The sequence below is a fragment of the Streptomyces sp. NPDC021749 genome (assembly GCF_040640655.1).
Classification (GTDB): domain Bacteria; phylum Actinomycetota; class Actinomycetes; order Streptomycetales; family Streptomycetaceae; genus Streptomyces.
In genome coordinates, this window is sequence record NZ_JBFACE010000001.1 from 138,068 (window position 1) to 159,115 (window position 21,048).

Annotated in this window: 16 protein-coding genes; 6 read left to right on the forward strand and 10 right to left on the reverse strand. The window is 73.8% G+C overall.

All coding sequences use genetic code 11. From position 1 onward, the window contains the following. Positions 1 to 64 precede the first annotated feature (64 nt). The gene (locus tag AB0G35_RS00670; RefSeq protein WP_360941413.1) at positions 65 to 643 is read right to left on the reverse strand and encodes a TerD family protein; all 579 of its coding nucleotides are present in this window, start codon (positions 641 to 643) and stop codon (positions 65 to 67) included. Positions 644 to 808: 165 nt separating this feature from the next. Continuing rightward, the gene (gene uvrB / locus AB0G35_RS00675; protein WP_360941416.1) at positions 809 to 2,947 is read right to left on the reverse strand and encodes an excinuclease ABC subunit UvrB; all 2,139 of its coding nucleotides are present in this window, start codon (positions 2,945 to 2,947) and stop codon (positions 809 to 811) included. Between the two features lie 542 nt (positions 2,948 to 3,489). Between uvrB and AB0G35_RS00680 the strand changes: the two genes are divergently transcribed. The 3 genes from AB0G35_RS00680 to AB0G35_RS00690 all read left to right on the forward strand — a co-directional run bounded on the left by AB0G35_RS00680 (position 3,490) and on the right by AB0G35_RS00690 (position 5,693). After that, on the forward strand, positions 3,490 to 4,380 hold the full coding sequence (locus AB0G35_RS00680; protein ID WP_360941419.1) for a glycerophosphodiester phosphodiesterase family protein: 891 nt from the start codon (positions 3,490 to 3,492) through the stop codon (positions 4,378 to 4,380). A gap of 89 nt (positions 4,381 to 4,469) precedes the next feature. Next, positions 4,470 to 5,069: a methylated-DNA--[protein]-cysteine S-methyltransferase gene (locus tag AB0G35_RS00685; protein WP_360941422.1), complete on the forward strand. Its 600-nt coding sequence runs from the start codon at positions 4,470 to 4,472 to the stop codon at positions 5,067 to 5,069. 81 nt (positions 5,070 to 5,150) lie between these two features. Continuing rightward, positions 5,151 to 5,693, forward strand: a complete 543-nt coding sequence (locus tag AB0G35_RS00690; RefSeq protein ID WP_360941425.1) for a DUF1697 domain-containing protein — start codon at positions 5,151 to 5,153, stop codon at positions 5,691 to 5,693. Between the two features lie 22 nt (positions 5,694 to 5,715). Here AB0G35_RS00690 and AB0G35_RS00695 read toward each other — a convergent pair whose 3' ends face one another. Then, positions 5,716 to 6,186, reverse strand: a complete 471-nt coding sequence (locus AB0G35_RS00695) for a type II toxin-antitoxin system PemK/MazF family toxin (RefSeq protein WP_360941428.1) — start codon at positions 6,184 to 6,186, stop codon at positions 5,716 to 5,718. Positions 6,187 to 6,322: 136 nt separating this feature from the next. Between AB0G35_RS00695 and AB0G35_RS00700 the strand changes: the two genes are divergently transcribed. Further along, on the forward strand, positions 6,323 to 7,753 hold the full coding sequence (locus tag AB0G35_RS00700; RefSeq protein WP_360941431.1) for a WGR domain-containing protein: 1,431 nt from the start codon (positions 6,323 to 6,325) through the stop codon (positions 7,751 to 7,753). A 29-nt stretch (positions 7,754 to 7,782) separates the two neighbouring features. Here AB0G35_RS00700 and AB0G35_RS00705 read toward each other — a convergent pair whose 3' ends face one another. The 4 genes from AB0G35_RS00705 to AB0G35_RS00720 all read right to left on the reverse strand — a co-directional run bounded on the left by AB0G35_RS00705 (position 7,783) and on the right by AB0G35_RS00720 (position 11,013). Next, on the reverse strand, positions 7,783 to 8,421 hold the full coding sequence (locus AB0G35_RS00705) for a uridine kinase (RefSeq protein WP_360941434.1): 639 nt from the start codon (positions 8,419 to 8,421) through the stop codon (positions 7,783 to 7,785). Positions 8,422 to 8,462: 41 nt separating this feature from the next. Continuing rightward, complete coding sequence (locus AB0G35_RS00710; protein ID WP_360941437.1) at positions 8,463 to 8,915, reverse strand: hypothetical protein; 453 nt, start codon at positions 8,913 to 8,915, stop codon at positions 8,463 to 8,465. Positions 8,916 to 8,958: 43 nt separating this feature from the next. Beyond that, a complete protein-coding gene (locus AB0G35_RS00715) occupies positions 8,959 to 9,900 on the reverse strand; it encodes an IclR family transcriptional regulator C-terminal domain-containing protein (protein ID WP_360941440.1) in 942 nt (313 codons plus the stop codon). 168 nt (positions 9,901 to 10,068) lie between these two features. Further along, positions 10,069 to 11,013 carry a zinc-binding dehydrogenase gene (locus AB0G35_RS00720; protein WP_360941443.1) on the reverse strand — a complete coding sequence of 315 codons (945 nt, stop codon included), beginning with the start codon at positions 11,011 to 11,013 and terminating at the stop codon, positions 10,069 to 10,071. 723 nt (positions 11,014 to 11,736) lie between these two features. Between AB0G35_RS00720 and AB0G35_RS00725 the strand changes: the two genes are divergently transcribed. Further along, positions 11,737 to 13,335: an FAD-dependent monooxygenase gene (locus AB0G35_RS00725; protein WP_360941446.1), complete on the forward strand. Its 1,599-nt coding sequence runs from the start codon at positions 11,737 to 11,739 to the stop codon at positions 13,333 to 13,335. A gap of 199 nt (positions 13,336 to 13,534) precedes the next feature. Further along, on the forward strand, positions 13,535 to 14,611 hold the full coding sequence (locus AB0G35_RS00730; RefSeq protein ID WP_360941449.1) for an RNA ligase (ATP): 1,077 nt from the start codon (positions 13,535 to 13,537) through the stop codon (positions 14,609 to 14,611). Positions 14,612 to 14,681: 70 nt separating this feature from the next. Here AB0G35_RS00730 and AB0G35_RS00735 read toward each other — a convergent pair whose 3' ends face one another. Genes AB0G35_RS00735 through AB0G35_RS00745 form a run of 3 tightly spaced genes read right to left on the reverse strand, consistent with a single transcriptional unit; the run spans position 14,682 to position 20,931 of the window. Next, positions 14,682 to 16,619, reverse strand: coding sequence for a helicase-associated domain-containing protein (locus AB0G35_RS00735; protein ID WP_360941452.1), 1,938 nt, complete (start codon positions 16,617 to 16,619; stop codon positions 14,682 to 14,684). Then, a complete protein-coding gene (locus tag AB0G35_RS00740; RefSeq protein ID WP_360941455.1) occupies positions 16,616 to 18,049 on the reverse strand; it encodes an SWIM zinc finger family protein in 1,434 nt (477 codons plus the stop codon). The genes AB0G35_RS00735 and AB0G35_RS00740 overlap by 4 nt, the downstream gene beginning before the upstream one ends. Next, positions 18,046 to 20,931, reverse strand: coding sequence for a DEAD/DEAH box helicase (locus AB0G35_RS00745; protein WP_360941458.1), 2,886 nt, complete (start codon positions 20,929 to 20,931; stop codon positions 18,046 to 18,048). Before AB0G35_RS00745 ends, AB0G35_RS00740 begins: the two co-directional genes overlap by 4 nt. Positions 20,932 to 21,048: the final 117 nt, after the last annotated feature.

A 21,048-nucleotide genomic window follows, 5' to 3' on the forward strand; every position in this document is an offset into this window, starting at 1 on the left:
GGGCGGCTGCCCGGGGCGCACGGCGGCGCGGCCCGGGTGCGCGCTGCCGTACTACTGCCGCGTTCTACAGGTGCGGGACGATCGCCGGGACCAGGTCCTGGAAGGTGCGGCCGACGGAGGGCTCGCCGATGGCGGTCATCTGCCAGCCGTTGCCGACGCGGTGCACCTTCGCCATGACCTGGGCGGTGTAGTTGCCGCCGCCCGTGAGGGTGTAGCGGGCCAGCTCCTGGCCGGTGCCCTCGTCGACCAGCCGGCAGAAGGCGTCCTCCACCTCGGTGAAGGTCTGCCCGGTGAAGGAGTTGACGGTGAAGACGATCTGGTCGATGTGGACCGGCAGCCGCTCCAGGTCGACCAGGATCGCCTCGTCGTCGCCGCCCTGGCCGGCGCCGCCGACCAGGTTGTCGCCGGTGTGCCGGACCGCACCGTCGTCGCTGACCAGGTGCTGGAAGAAGACGACGTCGATCGGCTGCTTGCCGGCGAACAGCACCGCCGAGGCGTCGAGGTCGATCTCCTTGGTCCGCCGGCCGAACAGTCCGCGGCGCGGCGCCGAGCGCCACCCCAGCCCCATCCGGACCGCGGTCAGCGTCCCCCCGTCGGACTTCTGCAGGCTGATGCCCTGTCCCTTGGACAAATTGACCGACACGCGCCGTCCCCTCTCTGTACTGTCCCGCCCACGTTTCCGGCGGCAGCCCCGACCCTACGCACGACGACGGGCCCGGGGCGTCGCGGGCCCGCGTTTGTGGCGTTTCTGCAACACCCGGGCGGGCGCGCCACCGTACCGGTGAGTGCGTCACCCGCCCGGCCCCCACTACTTCACGCCGGCCTCCCTCATTTGCCGCAGCTCCTTCTTGAGCTCGCCGACCTCGTCGCGCAGCCGGGCGGCGATCTCGAACTGCAGCTCGGCCGCGGCGGCCCGCATGCGCTCCGTCATCTCCTCGATGAGCTCGGCGAGTTCGGCCGCGGGACGGTCCGTCAGAGGTGCTTCCGCCTTGGCGCCCTTGCCCTTGCCCTTGGCCGGCTTGGCGCCGAGCGCCGGGACCGGCGCCTTGCCCTTGGTGTCCTTGGCGTCGCCCGCCTTGCGGTAGCCGCTGCCGAGCAACTCCCGGGTGTCGATCTCCTCGCGGGCGATGGTGGCGACGATGTCACCGATCTTCTTGCGGAGCGGCTGCGGGTCGATGCCGTTCTCCTTGTTGTACGCCAGCTGCTTCTCCCGGCGGCGGTTGGTCTCCTCGATGGCCTTCTCCATCGCCGGGGTGACCTTGTCGGCGTACATGTGGACCTGGCCGGAGACGTTGCGCGCGGCGCGGCCGATGGTCTGGATCAGCGAGGTCCCGGAGCGCAGGAAGCCCTCCTTGTCGGCGTCGAGGATGGCCACCAGGGACACCTCGGGCAGGTCGAGGCCCTCACGCAGCAGGTTGATGCCGACCAGGACGTCGAACTCGCCGGAGCGCAGCTCGCGCAGCAGCTCGACGCGGCGCAGGGTGTCGACGTCGCTGTGCAGATAGCGGACCTGGATGCCGAGTTCCAGGAAGTAGTCGGTGAGGTCCTCGGCCATCTTCTTGGTGAGCGTGGTGACCAGGACGCGCTCGTCCTTCTCGGTGCGGGTGCGGATCTCGTGCACCAGGTCGTCGATCTGCCCGTCGGTGGGCTTGACCACGACCTCCGGGTCGACCAGGCCGGTCGGGCGGATGATCTGCTCCACGAAGCCGTCGCTGCGGGCCAGCTCGTACGGCCCGGGGGTCGCGGACAGATAGACGGTCTGCCCGATGCGGTCCAGGAACTCCTCCCACTTCAGTGGCCGGTTGTCCAGCGCGGACGGCAGCCGGAATCCGTGGTCGACGAGGGTGCGCTTACGGGAGGCGTCGCCCTCGTACATGGCGCCGATCTGCGGGACGGTGACGTGCGACTCGTCGATGACCAGGAGGAAGTCCTCCGGGAAGTAGTCGATGAGGGTGTTGGGCGCCGAACCGGGCTCGCGGCCGTCCATGTGCATGGAGTAGTTCTCGATGCCGGAGCAGGAGCCGATCTGGCGCATCATCTCGATGTCGTACGTCGTGCGCATCCGCAGCCGCTGGGCCTCCAGCAGCTTGCCCTGCTTCTCCAGGGTGGCGAGCCGGTCGGCCAGCTCGGTCTCGATCCCGGCGATGGCCCGCTCCATGCGCTCGGGGCCGGCGATGTAGTGGCTGGCCGGGAAGATGTACAGCTGCCGGTCGTCGCTGATCACCTCGCCGGTGAGCGGGTGGAGGGTGGAGAGCGCCTCGATCTCGTCGCCGAACATCTCGATCCGGACGGCCAGCTCCTCGTAGACCGGGAAGATCTCGATGGTGTCGCCGCGGACCCGGAAGGTGCCGCGGGTGAAGGCCAGGTCGTTGCGGGTGTACTGGATGTCGACGAAGCGCCGCAGCAGCTGGTCGCGGTCGATCTCGTCGCCGACCTTGAGCGGCACCATCCGGTCGACGTACTCCTGCGGCGTGCCCAGGCCGTAGATGCAGGACACCGAGGCGACCACGACGACGTCACGGCGGGTGAGCAGGGAGTTCGTCGCGGAGTGGCGCAGCCGTTCGACTTCCTCGTTGATGGAGGAGTCCTTCTCGATGTACGTATCGGACTGCGGGACGTACGCCTCGGGCTGGTAGTAGTCGTAGTAGGAGACGAAGTACTCGACGGCGTTGTTCGGCAGCAGCTCGCGGAACTCGTTGGCGAGCTGGGCCGCGAGGGTCTTGTTGGGCGCCATCACGAGGGTCGGGCGCTGCAGCTTCTCGATCATCCACGCGGTGGTCGCCGACTTGCCGGTACCGGTCGCGCCCAGCAGGACGACGTCCTTTTCACCCCCGCGGATGCGCTGCTCCAGCTCGGCGATGGCCGCCGGCTGGTCACCACTGGGCTGGTACGGGCTGACGACCTCGAAGGGTGCCACCGTGCGTTCGATCTTTGATACGGGCCGCATGGGATCCACCGTACGACCCGCCACTGACAATCGACGTGGCAATTGCTCCGACCTGCGATTTCGCAAGCGGGACCGGTCGGCGGGCGGCGCGAGCGGGCGGGCGCGGGACGCGGTGCGGCGGCGACGGCGGGGCGCCGCGGGGGCGCCGTGGCGGCCCGCCCCCGCTGATCGTCTTCGCCGGGACGGCGGCCCGGCCCTTCGATCGCCCGGGCGCCCCGCGCGAGGCGATCCGGAGTTCGGCTTTTCTGCCCGTATGACCAAAACCGGTCAGACGCGCGACGGGTGACGCATCATCGGCCAAGATGCGCGGACGCCCGGGCTCCGGCAAGTTGGACGGCGGCGGAAGCGTACGTCTGTTGCATGACAGATCCGGGCATCCTGCAATTGCGCGACGCTCCACACGGCACACCGGTCACGTCTCGTTCAGCGCCCGGCCACCGCACGACCGCCTCCCGCTACGGCCCGGCTGCGAGCCTCTGTCCGTCCCTCCGGTTCCCGTCCGTTCTCGTCAGCTCACCTCAACGACGTCACGAGGAGTCCGTATGCGTATTCGCCCCGTCGCCACCGTCGTCGCCGGTGCGCTCATGGGTCTGTCCGCGCTCGTCCTCTCCCCGGCCGCCGCCCAGGCCGCACCGCACCGGACCACCCCGGTGACGGTCGCGCACCGCGGCGCCTCGTCGTACGCCCCCGAGAACACCCTCGCCTCCATCGACGAAGCCGCCCGGCTCGGCTTCGAATGGGTCGAGAACGACGTCCAGCGCACCAAGGACGGTGAGCTGGTGATCCTCCATGACAACTCGCTCGCACGGACCACCAACGTCAAGGAGGTCTTCCCCGACCGCTCCCCCTGGAACGTCTCGGACTTCACCCTCAAGGAGATCGAGAAGCTGGACGCGGGCAGCTGGTTCGGACCGAAGTTCGAGGGCGAGCGGGTGCCGACCCTTGAGGACTACATGGACGAGGTGGAGGAGAACGACCAGAGCCTGCTGATGGAGCTGAAGTCCCCGGAGCTCTACCCGGGCATCGAGCTGCAGACCCTCAGGGAGCTGCGCCGGGCCGGCTGGCTGGACCGGTCGCACGTCCGGCACCGGCTGGTCATCCAGAGCTTCAACGCCGACGCCATCAAGACCGTGCACACCCTCCGCCCGGAGATCAGGACGGGCTTCCTCGGGAACCCGTCGGTGGCCGACCTGCCGAAGTACGCGAAGTACTGCGACCAGATCAATCCGGTCCACACGGCGGTCACCCCGGAGTACGTCGCCGCCGTGCACGGGCTGCGGGGGCCGCACCGGCGGGCGCTGGACCTGTACACCTGGACCGTCGACGACGCGGCCACCGCGGTGAAGGTCGCCGGTCTGGGCGTCGACGGCATCATCACGAACAAGCCCGACGTGGTCCGGGACGCCGTGGAGGGCCACGACCACTCCGGCTGAGCACCGCCGCCCTGCGGGGAGCGGGCCGCGGCAGCCGCCGGAGGGCCGTTCCCCGCCGCGTTGTCAGTGGGGCGTCCTACCCTGATCAGGTGACGAATTCCGAGCAGGTTCCGGGGCCGGCGGCCCGGGCGGACGCGCCGCCGGAGGCCGGGTCCGCCGCCCGGCGCGACTGGGCGTGGACCCGCCTTACGACCCCGATCGGTCCGCTGCTGCTCGCCGCGACGCGGGACGGACTGGTGCAGGTCGTCTTCCACGCCGACGAGCGGACGAGCCGCCGGGCGCTGACCCGGCTGGAGCAGTTCTTCGACGGACCGCCGCGTGCGGAGATACCTCCTCTGGCGACGGCCGCGGCCGAGCTCACCGCCTATTTCGCCGGTGAGCTGCGGACCTTCACCGTCCCCCTGGACTGGTCGCTGTCGTCCGGTTTCCCCGCCCGGGTGCTGCAGGCCCTGGCCTCGGGTGTCCGGTACGGCGACGTGGTCGGCTATCAGGACCTCGCCGACCGGGTCGGGGAGCCGGGTGCCGCCCGTGCGGTGGGCGCCGCGATGGGGTCCAATCCGCTGCCGGTCGTCGTGCCCTGCCATCGTGTGGTCGCCAGTGACGGCGGGATCGGCGGTTTCGGCGGCGGCCTGGAGACCAAGCGGCAGCTGCTCGCCCTCGAAGGCGTGCTGCCCGCGCCGCTCTTCTGATCCCGTCCCTCCGGTTCCGGCTTCCGGTTCCGGCCGTACCGTCCGGCCTCACCCCAGGTCGGCTCCCCGAAGGGCAGTGCCATGTCCCGTCAGATCGCCCTGCTCCGCGGCATCAACGTCGGAGGCCACCACCCCTTCCCCAAGGCCCGGCAGCGGGAGCTGGCGGAGTCGCTGGGGCTGAAGGAGGTCACCGTGCTGCTGCAGACCGGCAACCTCGTCTTCGCCGATCCGGGCGCCCCGCCCGAGGAGACGGCCCAAAGGATCGAGGACCGGATCGCCGACGAGCTCGACTTCACGGTGCCGGTGATCGTGCGGACCCGGGACGAACTGGCCGCCGCCGTCGACGCGAACCCGTTTCCGCAGGCCGTGGCGGAGCCCAAGAGCCTGCACGTCACGTTCCTGTCGGACGTGCCGGCCGACACCTCGCGGCTGGACGAGATCGACCAGGCGGCGTTCGCGCCCGACCGTTTCCGGCTGGCCGGACGCGAACTGTATCTGTGGTGCCCGGACGGCATCGGCCGCTCCAAGCTCGCCGCGCTGGTGAGCCGCACCCCGCTCGGGGTGTCGGCCACCGCCCGCAACTGGAACACCGTCACCAAGCTCCTGGCGCTGGCGGACGCCTGACCCCGCCCGGGCGGCCGGCCGTTCAGCGCCAGCCGTGGAACTCCCGCAGCCGGTTGGCGACGAGGTTGAAGCGGCCCCGGTCCAGGGCGCAGGCCTCGCGTCGCATGCCCTCCGGGTGCACCCGCAGGACCCGGTCGAGCGCCACCCAGGAGTCGCGGCCCGCGCGGTCCCAGGGTCCGGCGCCTATGGCCACCCATTCCCGGTCGTGGCTGTGCCGTTTGCTGGACAGCTGGACCGCCAGCAGCGTGCCGCCGGTCTCCCGGGCGACGACCAGGACCGGCCGGTCCTTGCCCCGGCCGTCGTTCTCCTCGTAGGGCACCCAGGTCCAGACGATCTCGCCCGGGTCCGGGTCGCCGTCCGGGTCGGGCGCGTAGGTCATCCGGACGGTGCCGACGGAGCCCGGCCGGGCTTCCACGGTTGCGGTGGGCCCCTGGCTGCCGGGCAGCGCGTCGGCCGCGCCGGAGGGGTCTGATGCGGTGAAGGAAGAGGTCACGCCCCCACGCTAACCGCCGCCCTGAGCAGGGCTTTCAGCGGCCCCGGTGCGCGCTCCGCGGCCCGTTGTCAGTGGTCGGCCGTACGGTTTTTCACAGCGGGGGACGGCCGTCGGGGCCGCCCGGGAGGGGAGCATCATGTCCGAGACCACGACGTATCTGGAACTGTCCCAAGAGGGCGGCGGCGCCCACAAGTTCTACGAGGTGACGGTGCGGGACACGGTCGTCTCGGTGCGCTACGGCCGGATCGGCGCGCCCGGCCAGCGGCAGACCTCGACGTTCCCGACGCGGGAGAAGGCGCAGGCCGCGGCCGCGAAGAAGATCGGCGAGAAGGTCCGCAAGGGCTACGCGCCGGCCGTCCAGGGGCAGCGCGCCGCCCGTCCGGTGACGCGCCGTCAGGTTTCCTCGGCGCCGTCGACGGCCCGCGCGGTCGCACCGGTGCTGTGGCGGTTCCGCACCGGCGCCGCGGCGTTCGGCATCCACATCGACGAGGACCGGTGCTGGGTCGGCAACCAGAACGGCGATGTGCACACCCTCGGCCACGACGGCGAGGTGCTGGCGCACTACCGGCTGCCGGACGGCGTCAAGTGCCTGGTGGCGGACGACTTCTGGATCTACGCCGGCTGCGACGACGGCACGGTCTACGACCTCTCCTCGAAACTCCCGTTCGCCGCCTACGGCATCGCCCCCGACGTGGACATCTTCTGGCTGGACATCCGCGAGGGCATACTCAACGTCGCGGACCGCAGCGGTGGTCTGACGGTCATCGACCACGAGGACGAGTACCAGTGGTCGCGGCGCAGCACGGGCGAGCACGCCTGGATGGTGCGGCGGGACGAGCGTGCCGTCTACCACGGCCACCGCCGCGGTGTGACGGCCTATTCCACCGACGGCAGCGGCGAGTTGTGGCACACGCCGACCACGGGCGCGGTGCTGTTCGGCTGGCAGGAGGACGACGCGGTGTACGCCGGTACCGACCGGCGGGTGGTCCAGCGGCTGGCGAAGGGCTCCGGCGCGCTGGAGGCGACGTACGCCTGCGACACGGTCGTCTACTCCTGCGCGACGGCACCGGGCGGCCGTTACGTCTTCGCCGGCGACTCGGCCTCCTCGGTGTACTGCTTCGCCGCCGACGGCACCCGGCTGTGGAAGCTGGGCACGGGCGGGGGCTCGGCGCTGTCGATGCAGTATCTGGACGAGAAGCTCTACATGGTCACCACCGACGGGTCGCTGGTGTGTGTGGACGCGAGCGAGGCGGCCGTCGCCGCCGCCCGTGCGGGCACGGTGCCGGTGGCCCGGGACGTGAAGTCGGCCGCCGCGCTGCCGACGTACACCCCGTCGGCCACGGTGCGGACGGTGACGTCCGCGGCCGCCTCGGGGATCGTGGTGGAGTGCGTCCAGGAAGGCGGCCGGCTGCGGGTCCATGTGGTCTCCGAGGGCTATGAGCCGTCGTGGAACGTCCAGTTCCCCCGTCACATACGGCGGGCCGGGGCGCGGTATGTCGTCGACGACCTGTCGGCGGCCGCGGGCGGGTTCTACCGCGTCCGCGGCGAGATCCGGCAGCTCGTCTGAGGTCACCGGACCGCTCCGCGGCCGCCGGATCAGGCGGATCCGCTCCAGGCCGGCCGGCGCGGGTCGTCGGCCCGGACGACGATGTCCGCGGCCTCCTCGGGCCGGGTCTCGGCCTCGTAGCGCGCGAAGGCGGGCAGCGTCCAGTGCTCGTGCTGCGGGGTGCGGCGGGCGAGCGCGGCCGGCGACAGCGTGAGGTGGACGGTGAGATCGAAGGGGAACCAGTGACCGAGCAGGAGGGGGCCGTGCAGCAGCAGGACGCCGCCGGGCGGCAGCGTCACGTACCCGCTGCGGGTGGCCCGGTCGGCCACCGGGTCCCAGAGGTCCGGCAGGACACGGCCGGTGCCGCCCGGGTCGAGCGGCTGGAAGACCTCGCGCCACAGCGCCTGCCGGTCGAACCACTCGTCGTGGTAGGCGTCGGGGTCCTGCCGGCCGTATTCCAGCCGCAGCGAGGCGGGGCGCAGGAAGCCGAAGGCGCCGGCCTGGTGCACCGCCCGCCCCCGGAGCCGCAGGGCCTCGGCGAGCCGCCCGGCCAGGTCGCCGGGGGCGGCGGCGGGCGCCCCGTCGAGGGCCACTCTCCGCCAGGGGCTGCCGTCCTCGGCCTCGGTGGTGAGGATCCGCTCGGCGAGCGCGTCGGTGAGCCGTTCCCAGGTGATCGCTTCGAGCCGCACCCCGCCATTGTGCCGGGCGGCGGGGCGCGGCGCGCGGGGCGTCAGCCGGGGAGCGGTCCGCCGGGTGGGGTGTGGAAGGTGGGGGCGCCATCGACGAATCCGATCTGGATGGCCATGCCGTGGGACCCGCCGCTGATGGTGTTGTGCGCCACTCGTACCGTTCCGCGGTCCGGCTCCTGCGGCGCCACCTCGTCCAGCAGGGCGCGGAGTTCGGCCGCGGCGGCCGGGTCCTCGTTCAGCAGCCGGCGCAGCCGCAGCCGCCAGGCCGCGGTCACGCCCGCCACCCCGTCCTGGTCGCCCTCCTCCTGCGCGGCGACGAGATCGGCGCGCGAGTCGTCCAGCTCGCCCTCCAGCGCGGCCTCGTCGCCGGCGCCCCGGCGCCGGGCGAGGAAGGCCGCCATGCGGCGCCGGACGCCGGCCCAGCCCTCCGTCGCCATCTGCTGTACGAGCGCGTTCGCCCCTGTCGTGGCGAGTGCCACCAACTCCGCTTCCATTGCTCCCCCTCGGGTGTCGGGTGTGGTTCGGTCCCGCCGCGGTTCAGGCCTGGCCCGCGTCCGGGCCGGCGGCGCCGTAGCGGCTGAGTTCGGCCGCCGCCTCCTTCGTCGCCTCGATGACGCTCTCGGGGGCCGCCGGCATCACGGACTTGAGCTTGAGCAGCAGGACCGCGCCCATGATGGAACCGTCCCACATGATCGGCGCGGCGCAGGAGTTCCATCCGGCCATGCACTCCTCGTACCCGAGGGCGTAGCCGAGGTCGCGGACCTCCGCGAGGGAGGCCGCCAGCGCGTCGTTGTCCCGGTAGACGCCCGGTCCGGCCTGGTCGGGTACGGGCTCGGCCAGGACCCGCTGCTGGAGCACCTCCGGCAGGTAGGCCAGGATCGTCCGCCCGGAGGCGCCGGTGCGCAGGGAGCGTGTCACGGACAGCACATCGCGCGGCGTCATGCCGAGTTCGGCCAGGTCGGAGTCGCCGACGGCCATGTCGACGCACTGTCGTTGTGCGCCGGAGAAGGGCGCCACCATGTAGAGGAAGGCCAGGCCGCCGTCGGTGGCCGTCCGCAGTTCGCGGAGCACGGTCTGGGTGACCGTGCCGTCGAGGCGGTGGTCGAGCGCGGTGAAGGCGAGCTGGGCGGCCGAGGTCCGCAGGCGGTACAGGCCGCGGTCGACCCGTTCGAAGATGCGCTGGTAGATGCCGGACTGCAGGATGCGGTAGACGACGGAGTCGTCCAGGCCGGTGAACTCGGCTATCTCGCCGGGGCCGTGCGCCGATCCGCCCAGTTCGGCGAAGGCGGTCTGGACGAGGAAGACCCGCTCGGCATGGCTGGATCCGGACGCCCGGGAGCCCGTCGAGGGCCCGTTCTTGGCCGTCTGGCGTCCGTTCTTGCGCCCCGGGGTGCCCGGCGTCGTGACGGCGGTATCCGAAGCGGAGGCGGGCGCGGCGACCGGGGTCGTCGATCCCGGTGTGGTGGTGCGGTGGCCCATCGTGTGCTCTCTCCCCTGGCAGTGTTCCGCGCCCGAAGGCGCCCGGCGTGTCCGGCGTGTCCGGTGGAAGCCGACGCCCCCGTCACCCGCGGCCGCACCCTCCGGCAGTCGGCGCCCGGGAGTGCTCCCGGGGCGGTTCTGCCCGTCGGTGGCCCGGGGTTGTCCGCCTCATCGGGTTACGTCGAGGGCGAGTTTCCCGGTCGGTGTGCGGGCGGCGAGGTCGTGGTGTACGCGGGCCGCCTCGCCGAGCGGGTGGACGGCGCCGGTGAGCGGCTTGAGGGTGCCGTCGGCGACGGCGTCGAACAGCGCGCGCATGGACGTCGGCAGCGCCGTACGGTCCGCGTAGAGCTGCGGCAGCCAGAAGCCGGAGACGGTCAGCGAGCGCTCCATCAGCTCCCGGGTCGGCACGCTCGCCAGGTCGCCGCCGGCGAAGCCGTAGACGGCGAGCCGGCCGCGCGGTGCGACGGCGGCGAGGGTGCGGGTGAAGGTGGCGCCGCCGGTCATCTCCAGCGCGGCGTCGACGGGTCCGCCGGCGGCGTCCAGGATGCGCTCCGTCAGGTCGTCGGCGTGCGAGTCGACGACGGCGTCGGCGCCCAGTTCCGCGGCCAGTTCGCGCTTCTCGGGCGAGCCGGCGAGGCCGATGACCCTGGCCCCGGCGTGCGCGGCGAGCTGGACGGCGAGCGAGCCGACGCCCCCGGCCGCGGCCGGCACGACGAGGGTCTCGCCCTTGGTGATCCGCAGTACGGTGAACAGCAGGTGCCAGGCGCTGTTGCCCTGGAGGGCGAGGGCGACGGCCTGTTCGTCGCTGATGGCGTCGGGCACGTCCCAGGTGACGCGGCGGTGCAGCAGGGTCCGCTCCGCGTATCCCCCGCCGCGGCACAGCCCGACGACCCGGCGGCCGCCGTCCACGGTCCCCACGACCTCGTTGCCGGGGATGTACGGCAGTTCCACGGGTGCGAGGTAGGAGTCCCCCCGGGCGTGCACGTCCGCGTAGTTGACGCCGGCCAGGGTCACCTGGACCAGCGAGTGGCCGGCGCGGGGTGCGGGCTCGGGCACGTCCTCCAGCCGCAGCACGTCCGGACCGCCGAATTCTCGCATCACAATCGCGCGCACGACTCTCCCTCAGGTTCACAAGTGCGGTGCCCGCACAGGGTAGGCGGGGTGCCCGTTGTCGGGCGGATACCCGATCATTTCGCGCCAACCATGAGAGGTTCGGGATGCCGCTGCCCTTCTTCTGACGAGTTTTTCCCGTCTGCTTTCTCGCGACACGAGAAACAGCCACAGTGTTTTCCACCCATTGCGCCGTTTTGCTGCAGATCTACCCGGGGGTACGGCCGGGGTGGCTGCCTCGCATCCCTCGCTCAAACTCGGCTACCGGATGTGATCGCCGCCGCCTACGATCCCGAATTGTGTCCGCCGTCGACCACTTGTGACGGCCGCGTCCCCAGGGGCCGAGCACGCTCCGCGAGGCAGCGCTGCTCGCCCGCCGCACCCGGTGATACGGGCGGGTGGCGGAGGGCATGGCCGCGTGCAGGGCAGCGCGGGCACGGCATGAGGGGGAATCATGATGGGGAAATCGGGGGGCGGCAGGCCGGCGTACGCGCCGGCCTGCCGGGACCCACAACGCGCACTGCCACTGCCACCGGCACCTCTCCGCCTGCTGCGGACCGCATCCGCGTCCTTGCCGCCCTCGTTGACGGCCACCTTCGCGGCCGCCACCGATGCCGTCATCGCCGCCGCGCGCCGCCGCTCCCGGCCGTACGCGGCGCCGCTCTATCTGGACGTGTCCCGCCCCCGCCGGGGGACCGTGCGCCCACGACGAGAACGGGACTGCCCATGAACGCATCGAGCAGTGCGCCCGGCACCGGGCTGCAGTTCACCCATCCCTACCTCGCCGTGGTGCTCGGCGGCGGCTTCACGGGCATGCTCGCCGCGGCGGCGCTGTCCGAGTACGCCGAGGTCATCGTCGTCGAGCGGGAGCGGCTGCCGCGGACCCCGGCCCTGCCGACCGATCTGCCGCACGCCCGGCACGCCCATCTGCTGGCCGCGGACGGCGCCCGGACGGTCGAGGCCCTGGTGCCCGGCAGCATCGAGCACTGGCTGGCGGAGGGCGCCCGTCGGGTCCCGGTGCCGGCGGAGCTGGCCGGCCGCGCTCCGCTGGGGCGGTCGGACCGGCGGTGTCCGCCGCATCTGATCGCCTGTTCCCGCGATCTGCTCGACCGGGTCATCCGCCGACAAGTGCCCGCACGCGCCGGGGTCGCCGTCATCGACGGCACCGAAGCGGAGGAGCTGACGGGCACCGCAGAACACATCACCGGGGTCCGGGTCCGCGACACCACGACTGGTGAAACGTATCGGCTCGACGCCGACCTGGTCGTCGACGCCACCGGCCGCCACTCCACCACCCGGGCGCGTCTGGCCGCCCTGGGACTGCCGCCGGTGGGAGAAGACCTCGCGGACTCCGCGATCGTCTCGGCGACCCGCATCTTCCGCGCTCCCGAGGGCATGGCCAACCTCCCCGTGCTCACCTCCCGTTCCGGCCTCACCGTGCCGCCGCCCGGCCCGTCCGGCGCCGGCCGTACCGTTCCCGGACGTGCCCTCCCGGTGCGTGCCCTGCCGGAGCGGACCGCAACGCTGGTACCGATCGAGGGCGGCCGCTGGCTGGTCACGCTCACCGGCACGGGCCGGGACCGGCCGACCCCGCACGCCCGCCGGTTCGTGCCGTTCGCCCGGCGCGCCGGGGACCCCCGCATCGGCGACCTCATCGCCGACGCCGAGCCGCTGAGCGAGGTGCGGCTCTCCCCCGACACCGTCAACCGGCGGCGGCGTTACGAGCAACTGCCCTCCTGGCCCTCCGGATTCCTCACGCTCGGCGGTGCGGTGGCCGCGCTCAGCCCCGATTTCGGCCAGGGCCTGTCGCTCGCCGCCCACAGCGCCACCGCACTACGCGAGGCGCTGGGCCGCTACGGCATGGACGATCCCACGCTCGCCCGGAGGGTGCAGCGCACCATCGGGCGTCTCGTCGACGAGCCCTGGTCCCTGGCCACCGGTGCGCCCCGGCACTCCCCCGCCGCCGGCCGGACCACCGTCTGCCGCGCCTATGTCGACGTCGTCACCGGTGGGCCGCGTCCGGCACCGTTCCTGCGCGGCCCGGCCGCTCTCGCCATGCTGCGGGGCACGACCCGGAACCTCCCGGTCAACGGCACCGCGGACTGGGAGGCGTCCCCGCTGCCCGTCCCGCCCACCGTGCCCCCCGCGTCCGGTGCCCCGCCCGAGGTCTCGCCGGCCGCGGCCGCCGCACCGTCCGCGGCCGCCGCACCGTCCGCGGTCTCGGCCGGGCCGGCCCAGAGGCGCCTCCCCCGCCCGCTCGGCTTCCGGCCGACGGCGCTGCGCCGCATCGGCGGTGCGGACCGCCGTAAACCGGCCGCGGACTGAGCCCGCGGCCGCCTTCGCGCGCGGTGCGGGTGCCGAGCGGGAGGGCACCGGCGACCGGGGCGAGCGCGGTGGCGGCGACGACCTTTCTGCGGCTGGGTGCCGGCCGGCGGGAAAATCGGTCGCCGGGCGTCGTCGGGGTCGATCAGAGTGGGACGGGGGCGGCGCACCGGGCGGCGCCCGACGCAGAACGGGGGGCGGAATGTCGACGCTGCGCGTCACCGCCGAGGAACTGACCGTCCACGCGCATCCGAACGCCGATGCGCTGGAGCTCGCCCAGGTGGGCCTGTATCGCGCGGTGGTCGCCAAGGGGGCCTACCGGACGGGTGATCTGGCGGTCTACATACCGGAACAGGCCGTGCTGCCCGCGGAGTTGGTGGCCGAGCTGGGGCTGACGGGGAAGCTGGCCGGCTCGGCGGCCAACCGGGTCAAGGCGATCCGGCTGCGGGGCGAGCTGTCGCAGGGCATCGTCTGCCGTCCGACGTCCCTGGCCGGGGTGGATCTGGCGAAGGCGCGGGCGGACGGCACCGACTTCACGGCGGAGCTGGGGATCGTGAAGTGGGTTCCGCCGGTCCCGGTTTCGATGAGCGGGGAGGTCGAGCCGGCGCCCGATCTGCTGCCGTGGATCGACATCGAGAACCTCAAGCGCTATCCGGCGGCGTTCACGGACGGCGAGCCGGTGGCGGTCACCGAGAAGGTGCACGGCACCGCCTGCTGTGTGACGTACCACGCCGAGGGCGGGCGGCTCCAGGTGACGTCCAAGGGGCTGGGCAGCCAGCGGCTCGCCCTGGTGGAGGATCCGAAGAACCTGTATTGGCGGGCGGTGCGCGGCCATGACGTCGCCCGGGTGGCGGCGGAGCTCGCCGGGGAACTGGGCGCGTCGCGGGTCGGCGTGTACGGCGAGGTCTACGGCGCCGGCGTGCAGGACCTCGGTTACGGCGCGGACGGCCGGCGCGGGGAGCCGGGGTACGCGGTGTTCGACGTCGCCGTGGAGGCCGGCGGGCAGCTGCGGTGGCTGGACCCCGAGGAGTTGACCGGGATGCTGGACGGGCGGCTCCCGTTGGTGCCGACGCTGTACCAAGGCCCCTACGAGGCGCGCGAGGTGATGGAGCTGGCCGAGGGCCGCGAGACGTTGTCCGGGCGCGCGGAACACCTCCGTGAGGGGGTGGTCGTCCGCCCGCTGCGGGACCGCTACAGCGCGGTGCTGGGCGGCCGGGCCGTGGCCAAGGTGGTCGGCGGCGCCTATCTGACGCGCAAGGGCGGCACGGAGTACGAGTAGCCGGGGCCGCGGCCCGGGCCGTCCGCGCCGGCCGCCCCTGCCCGCCGCCGGTCGGGCCGCCTTCGCCCCGTCAGTTCGGCCCGGTCGGGGTGGCGGCGGTCTCCTGGGGCCGTTCCTGCCCCAGGAGGCGCCGGGCGAGGTGGAGCGGGGCGTGCGGGTCGCGGGCCGGTGCGGGGGCCTGGCTGCGGTGCGAGGGGAGGCGTTCGACGGTGGTCGTGCCGGTGTCGGACTCCAGGGCGGGCGCATAGCCCGCGGCGCGCAACGCGTCCAGGGTGGCGGTCGGCGGACGGCCGCTGACCAGGACGGTCGGGGCGATGGCGCGCAGCGCGAGATCACGCAGTCCGCGGTGGCCGGCGAGTTCCTTGACGAGGGTTTCGTCGTCGGAGCGGATGCAGCAGGCGGCCGGCAGCACCCGCATCCGGCCGTGGGCGCGGGCGGCGTCCCGGACGAGGAAGTGGAGCGGCTGCGGCAGACCGCCGGTCGCCGAGACCGCGGTGAGCTCCGTCAGGAGGGTGTCGGCGGAATGTCCGGCGTCCAGCGCGCGGCGGACCGACACGGGGGTGAACCGCCAGGTCACGGCGTGTTCCTCGGACTCCCGGTCGGCGGCGGAGGCGAGCAGTCCGGTGAGCGCGGCGGACGGCCGGCCGGGCACGACGGCGGTCAGGTCGGCCTGGAAGTGGGCCCGTTCGAGCGGTGGCGGCAGCAGGTCGCCGAGCGGCTCGGCGAGGGCGTCGGGGCCGTCGAGCAGCGCCCGCCCGAGGGGCGTGAGGGTGCCGTGGGCGACGAGCCCCAGGTAGGCGGCTTCGTGGAGGGTGTGGGCGGCGCGTTCCTCGGCCATCGGCTGGCGGGTGACGGCGAGCGGACGGTACCAGTCCGCGGCCCGTAGCAGGTCCCCCAACGGGCCGTCGGCGGACTCCTGTTGCGGTGGTGTGCCCGTGGACGGCAGGGCCGGCAGGGGCGTTCCGGCGCCCGAGGGAACGGTGTCCAGGGCGGCGAGGAGGGCGTGCCGGAGTGCGGGGGCGTGCCGGTCGCTGCCGCGGACGAGTGCGGTCGGGGTCTCTCCGAACGGGGTGTGGGTGGGGACGGCCCACAGCGCGGACCAGGCGGCGAGGACGGGGGCGAGGCGGGCGCCGGGCGGGCGGTCCAGCCAGTCGTCGTAGGCACCCGTGGGGAGGGCGGTGATGCCGGCCGGGGTGCGGGTGAGGGCGATCAGGTCGGCGGCGAGGGCGAGATCGAGGAGCAGGCGGACGTGCGGTTCGGTGGCGCCGGCGGCCTTGGCCAGCCGTTTGATCTCCCGTACGGCCAGCCCGCCGGACTTGCGGAGGGCGGCGGGCTGGGTGGCCAGAGAGGCCAGCAGGCGTTCCAGGGTGGCGGCGAAGGTGGCCGCGGCGGCCCGGGACTCGTCGTACGGCGAGGTCGCCGGGACCGGTGCGGTGGGCATGCCGGGGTCGGCACTCGGGTCCGGGCCGAGCCGTGGGGCGTCGGGGTGGAACGGGCCGAGGTCGTGGGCGCCGAGGAGTTGGGGGAGGCGCGGCGGGACGACGACGGCGCCGTCCTCGGTGGGGGCGGCGAGGCCGTCGTCGTAGAGGGCGCGCAGGGCCGCCTCGGCGGCGGAACGCGCGGGTCCGGGCCGGTCGGCGCCGAGGGCGGTGAACACGTCCTGGGGCGGGACCGGTTCGCCGGCCAGGTGGGCGAAGGAGAGCCGGTGCGCCATCAGGGACTGGTAGTCGGCGCCGGGCGCGGGGGCGGTCCGCCCGGTGCGCTCCTGGCTGAGGCGGGCGGTGGCGGCGAGTACCTGGAGCCGGGGGTGGTCGAGGTGCAGCACCAGGTGGTGGAGGGTTTCGTAGGACCACAAAGCGGTTGCCAGGCCGCGGAGTTCGGTGGGGGCGGGGCGGCGGGCGAGCGGTTCGGCGTGGCGGGTGAGGAGTGCGGCGAGCTGCTCGGGGGTGCGGCGGGCGAGGGAACGGGTGAGTGTGTCGAGACCTTCCACGGTGTTGAGGTTAGTCATCGTGCGAGCAGGGTGGTGAGGGCGCCTACGGGGTCCGGGTCGGCGGGGCCGGCGGGCCACCAGTCCTCGGCGCCTGGTTCGGATTCGTACGGGTACCAGCGGTGGTCGTGGCCGAAGCGGAGCTGGAGGCCGCGCACCGGGTCGGTGAGGTGGTTGTGGTGGGGCCGGAGGGCCGGGAGGTCCGCGGCGCGGAGGGCGCTGCGGGCCCGGTCGAAGTCGCCGGCCGGGGGGTTCCAGGTGGTGTGGAGGAGGGCGAGCCCTTCGGGTCCGCCCTGGCGCCAGGCGGCGACGGAGCGGGCCACGTCCGTGGGGGTCCGTCCGGTCGCCGCGGCGAGGTCGCGGTAGAGGGTGCGGGTGGCGGAGGTCAGTCCGGCGGTGGGGTGGGCCGTGGCGGCGAGGCGGACGGCGTCCTCCCAGGGCGGGAGTTCCGGGAACGGGCCGGTGGGGGCCGGCCGGCCGTCGCCACCCGCGGCGGCGGTGATACAGGCGTGGGCGCGGGCCGCGGCGTCGGCGGCGAGCAGTTCGAGGGTGGCCGGATCGAAGGGCAGGCCGTCGCCCTCGGGCAGGGCGTGCGGCCGGCCGGGGTGCGGCGGGGCGGGCAGGGGCGGCGGGAGGGCCGGACGGCGGCGGTCGGCCAGGGCGGCGCGGGCGAGAACGTCGCGCGGCGCGGGCGTCCCCGGCGCGGCTGCGGCCGGGTCCTCACCGGTGGCACTGGGGCGCCCGGAGGTGCCGGGCCGCGCCGGTTGCGCGGCATCGCGTCCCCTGGTGGGCGGTGCGGTGCCGTCCGGTGTCCGGTGGCGGGCCTCCCCTGCGGTGAGGGCGGTGTTACGGCGGGAGAGTGCGTCGAGGAGTTCGCGCTCGCCGCGGCCGCGCATCAGCAGCAGCACGAACGGGTCGGCGTCCAGCAGCCTGGCCACCTGGAAGCAGAGGGCGGCGGCGTGTTTGCACGGCCTGCCGTGGTCGGGGCAGGAGCAGCGGGGGACGAGATCGCCCGGCCCGGGAAGGAGGCGCACCTCTCCCTCGGCCAGCGCGCGGGGGAGCTTTTTGGCCAGCAGGGCGGCGAGTTGGTCCGGTTCGGCGGCGACGGCGTCCAGGAGGCCGTCCCATTCGTGGTCGCTGAGGGTGCGCAGGCGGATCTCGGCGCTGTACGGGCGGGGCCTGCTGCCCCGTACGGTGGCGAGGATGCGGCCCGGGGTGACGTTGATGGTGTCGACATGGCCGTCGCGGGCGTAGGTCCGGCCGCGGGCGAGCCGGGCGCTGTCGAGCGCGGTGGTCTCCAGTGCGTCCAGCCAGGCGCTGCCCCACCAGGACTCGGCGAACAGCCCCCGGGCGCCGGGCCGGGGCGGCAGGGGCGGGAAGCTGCGGGTACGGTCGGCGCGGGCGAGCCGGTCCGCGGCGGCGGCACGCCCCGAGGGGCGACGAGGGATCATGCGGCCCTCCTCAGGGAGACGAGATCGGCCAGCTCGGCATCGGAGAGCTCGGTGAGTGCGGTCTCCCCTCCGGAGAGCACGGCGTCGGCGAGCGCCCTTTTGGCGGCGAGGAGTTGGGCGATGTTGTCCTCGACGGTGCCTTCGGTGATCAGCCGGTGGACCTGCACGGGCTGGGTCTGGCCGATGCGGTAGGCGCGGTCGGTGGCCTGCTCCTCCACCGCCGGGTTCCACCAGCGGTCGTAGTGGATCACGTGTCCGGCCCGGGTGAGGTTCAGGCCGGTGCCCGCCGCCTTCAGGGACAGCAGGAAGACCGGGGCCCGTCCCGCCTGGAACCGGTCGACCATCTTCTCCCGTTCGGCGACGGGGGTTCCGCCGTGCAGCAGTTGGGCGGGGACGCCACGGGCGGCCAGATGGCGTTCGAGGAGCCGGGCCATGCTCACGTACTGGGTGAAGACCAGGGTGGAGCCGCCCTCGGAGAGGATCGTCTCCAGAAGCTCGTCGAGGAGTTCGAGCTTCCCGGAGCGGGCGGCCAGGCCCGGCGCGGTCTCCTTGAGGTACTGCGCGGGGTGGTTGCAGATCTGCTTCAGGGCCGTGAGCAGCTTCATGACCAGGCCGCGGCGGGCGATGCCCTCGGCGGTCTCGATCCGGGCGAGGGTCTCGCGGACCACGGCCTGGTACAGGGCGGCCTGTTCGCGGCCGAGGGCGACCGGGTGGTCCGTCTCCGTCTTGGGCGGGAGCTCGGGGGCGATCCCCGGGTCGGACTTCTTGCGGCGCAGGACGAACGGGCGCACCAGCCTCGCCAACCGCTCCGCGGCCTCCGGGTCCTGGCCTCCCTCGACCTCGCGGGCGTGCAGGGCCCGGAACGTCTTCAGCGGGCCGAGCAGGCCGGGCGTGGTCCAGTCGAGGAGCGCCCACAGCTCGGAGAGGTTGTTCTCGACCGGCGTGCCCGTGAGGGCGATCCGGGCCGGTGCCTTGATGCCGCGCAGCGCTTTGGCCGTGGACGAGCGGGGGTTCTTCACGTGCTGTGCCTCGTCGGCGACGACCCAGGCCCAGCGCCGGGCGGACAGTTCGGTGGCACTGCTGCGCATCGTGCCGTACGTCGTCAGCACGAAGCCGCCCGCCAGCCCGTCCAGGCTGCGGCCGGTGCCGTGGAAGCGCCGTACGGGCGTGCCGGGGGCGAAGCGCTCGATCTCGCGCTGCCAGTTGCCGAGGAGGGAGGCCGGGCAGACCACCAGGACCGGGTCGGTGGGGCGCCGGTGCAGGTGGAGGGCGATGACGGTGATGGTTTTGCCCAGGCCCATGTCGTCGGCCAGGCAGCCGCCGAGGCCGACGGAGGTCATGGTGTCGAGCCAGGTCATGCCCCGGAGTTGGTAGTCGCGGAGGGTCGCGCGCAGTCCGGAGGGCTGGGGCAGTGGGCGGACTTTTGAGGTGAGGCGGCCGCGCAGCGCGGCGAGCGCCCCCAGAGGCACCACCTCGACCTGCTCCCCGTCCACCTCGGTGGTGCCGTTGAGCGTCGCGGCGAGGGCGTCCGCCGGCTCCAGATAGCCCAGTTCCCGCTTACGGGCCTTGCGTACGAGCCCGGGGTCCACCAGGACCCACTGGTCGCGCAGCCGGACGACGGGGCGGTGCGCCTCGGCGAGTTCGTCCATCTCGGCTTCGGTCAGCGGCAGGCCGTCCATCGCCAGCTGCCAGCGGAACTGCAGCAGTTGGCCGGTGTCGAAGAAGCCGAAGCCGTCCGCGGCGGAGCCCGGTGCCGGGCGCAGCACCGCGGCCGCGGTCAGGCCGCGGGCGAGTTCCCTGGGCCAGTGGACGGCGATGCCCGCGGCGCCGAGCCGGGGCGCGGCATCCCCCAGCAACTCGTACAACTCGTCCTCCCCCAGGGGGAGTACGTCGGGGACCGGCCGCTCCAGGAGGCGGGTCAGCGGGGCCCAGACCCGGGCGGCACGACGCAGCGCGAGCAGGGTGTCGACGCGGGAACGCGGACCGAAGTGGTCGGCTTCGCCGTCCCACAACTGCCGGGCGTCGGCGATCAGCGTCGGGTCCGTGAGGCTCTGCACCTGCAGCACCACCGCCGCACTCCCCTCGCCTCCCTCTTCACCCTCACCCGTGACGTCGAAGAGCCGGTCCGGCGCGAGATCGAGGCGCAGGGACAGCCGCACGCCCGCGTCGACGCCGGCCGCGACCTCGGCGGCCCAGTCGCGCGCACCCGGAAGGCGCTGCGGTGGGTACGCGGCAAAGGGGGCGCCGGCCACCAGCTCGGCGGCGGGGGTACGGGGCAGCGCGTCCACCACCGCGTCCACATAGCGCCGCACCAGGTCTGCGGGGTCGTGCAGGTGCAGCGGGCGGCTGCCGGGGAGGGGGACGGCGTAGGCCTCGGCGGGCATGGCGGCGGCGATCGCCCGGAGGTGCGCGATGTCGTCCGGGTCGAGCGGGCCGGCGCGCCAGGCGTCGGTGTCCTCGGGTGTCAGCCCCGGCAGCAGCCGCCCGCGCGCGGCGAGATGCAGCGCGTGCAGGGTGGCCGCTCCCCAGCAGGCGGCGGCCGGGTCGGCGTCCGGATCGTGCCGGGCGCGGACCAGCAGGGGGACGGCCTCGGCCACCGGCAGCAGCACGGCGGGGACCGTACGGGCCCGGGCGCCGCTGCCGTGACGACGGGCCACGGTCAGCTCCGTCGCCTCCGCGCCCGTCGACCGCGAGCCGTCGTCCCGTGCATCGGCGCCCGGCTGCGAGCCGTCGTCCTGTGCATCGGCGCCCGGCTGCGGAAGCGGCCCGCCGTCGGGCCGCCAGAGCGCGATCCGTCCGGCGCGGGGCGGCTGCGCGGGCAGGAAGATCGCGGCGCAGCAGGCCGCGGCGGCGTACCCACCGTCATCCCACTGCGTGCTCATGCCGTCTCCTGACGTCCGCATCCTCCGGCTCCTGCCGTCTCCCGATGAAAGCAGACGGCACTGACAACGCCGTCGGCCGGCGGGGGCGAGGGGGGCGCTCGGCCGGCAGCGGTGGGG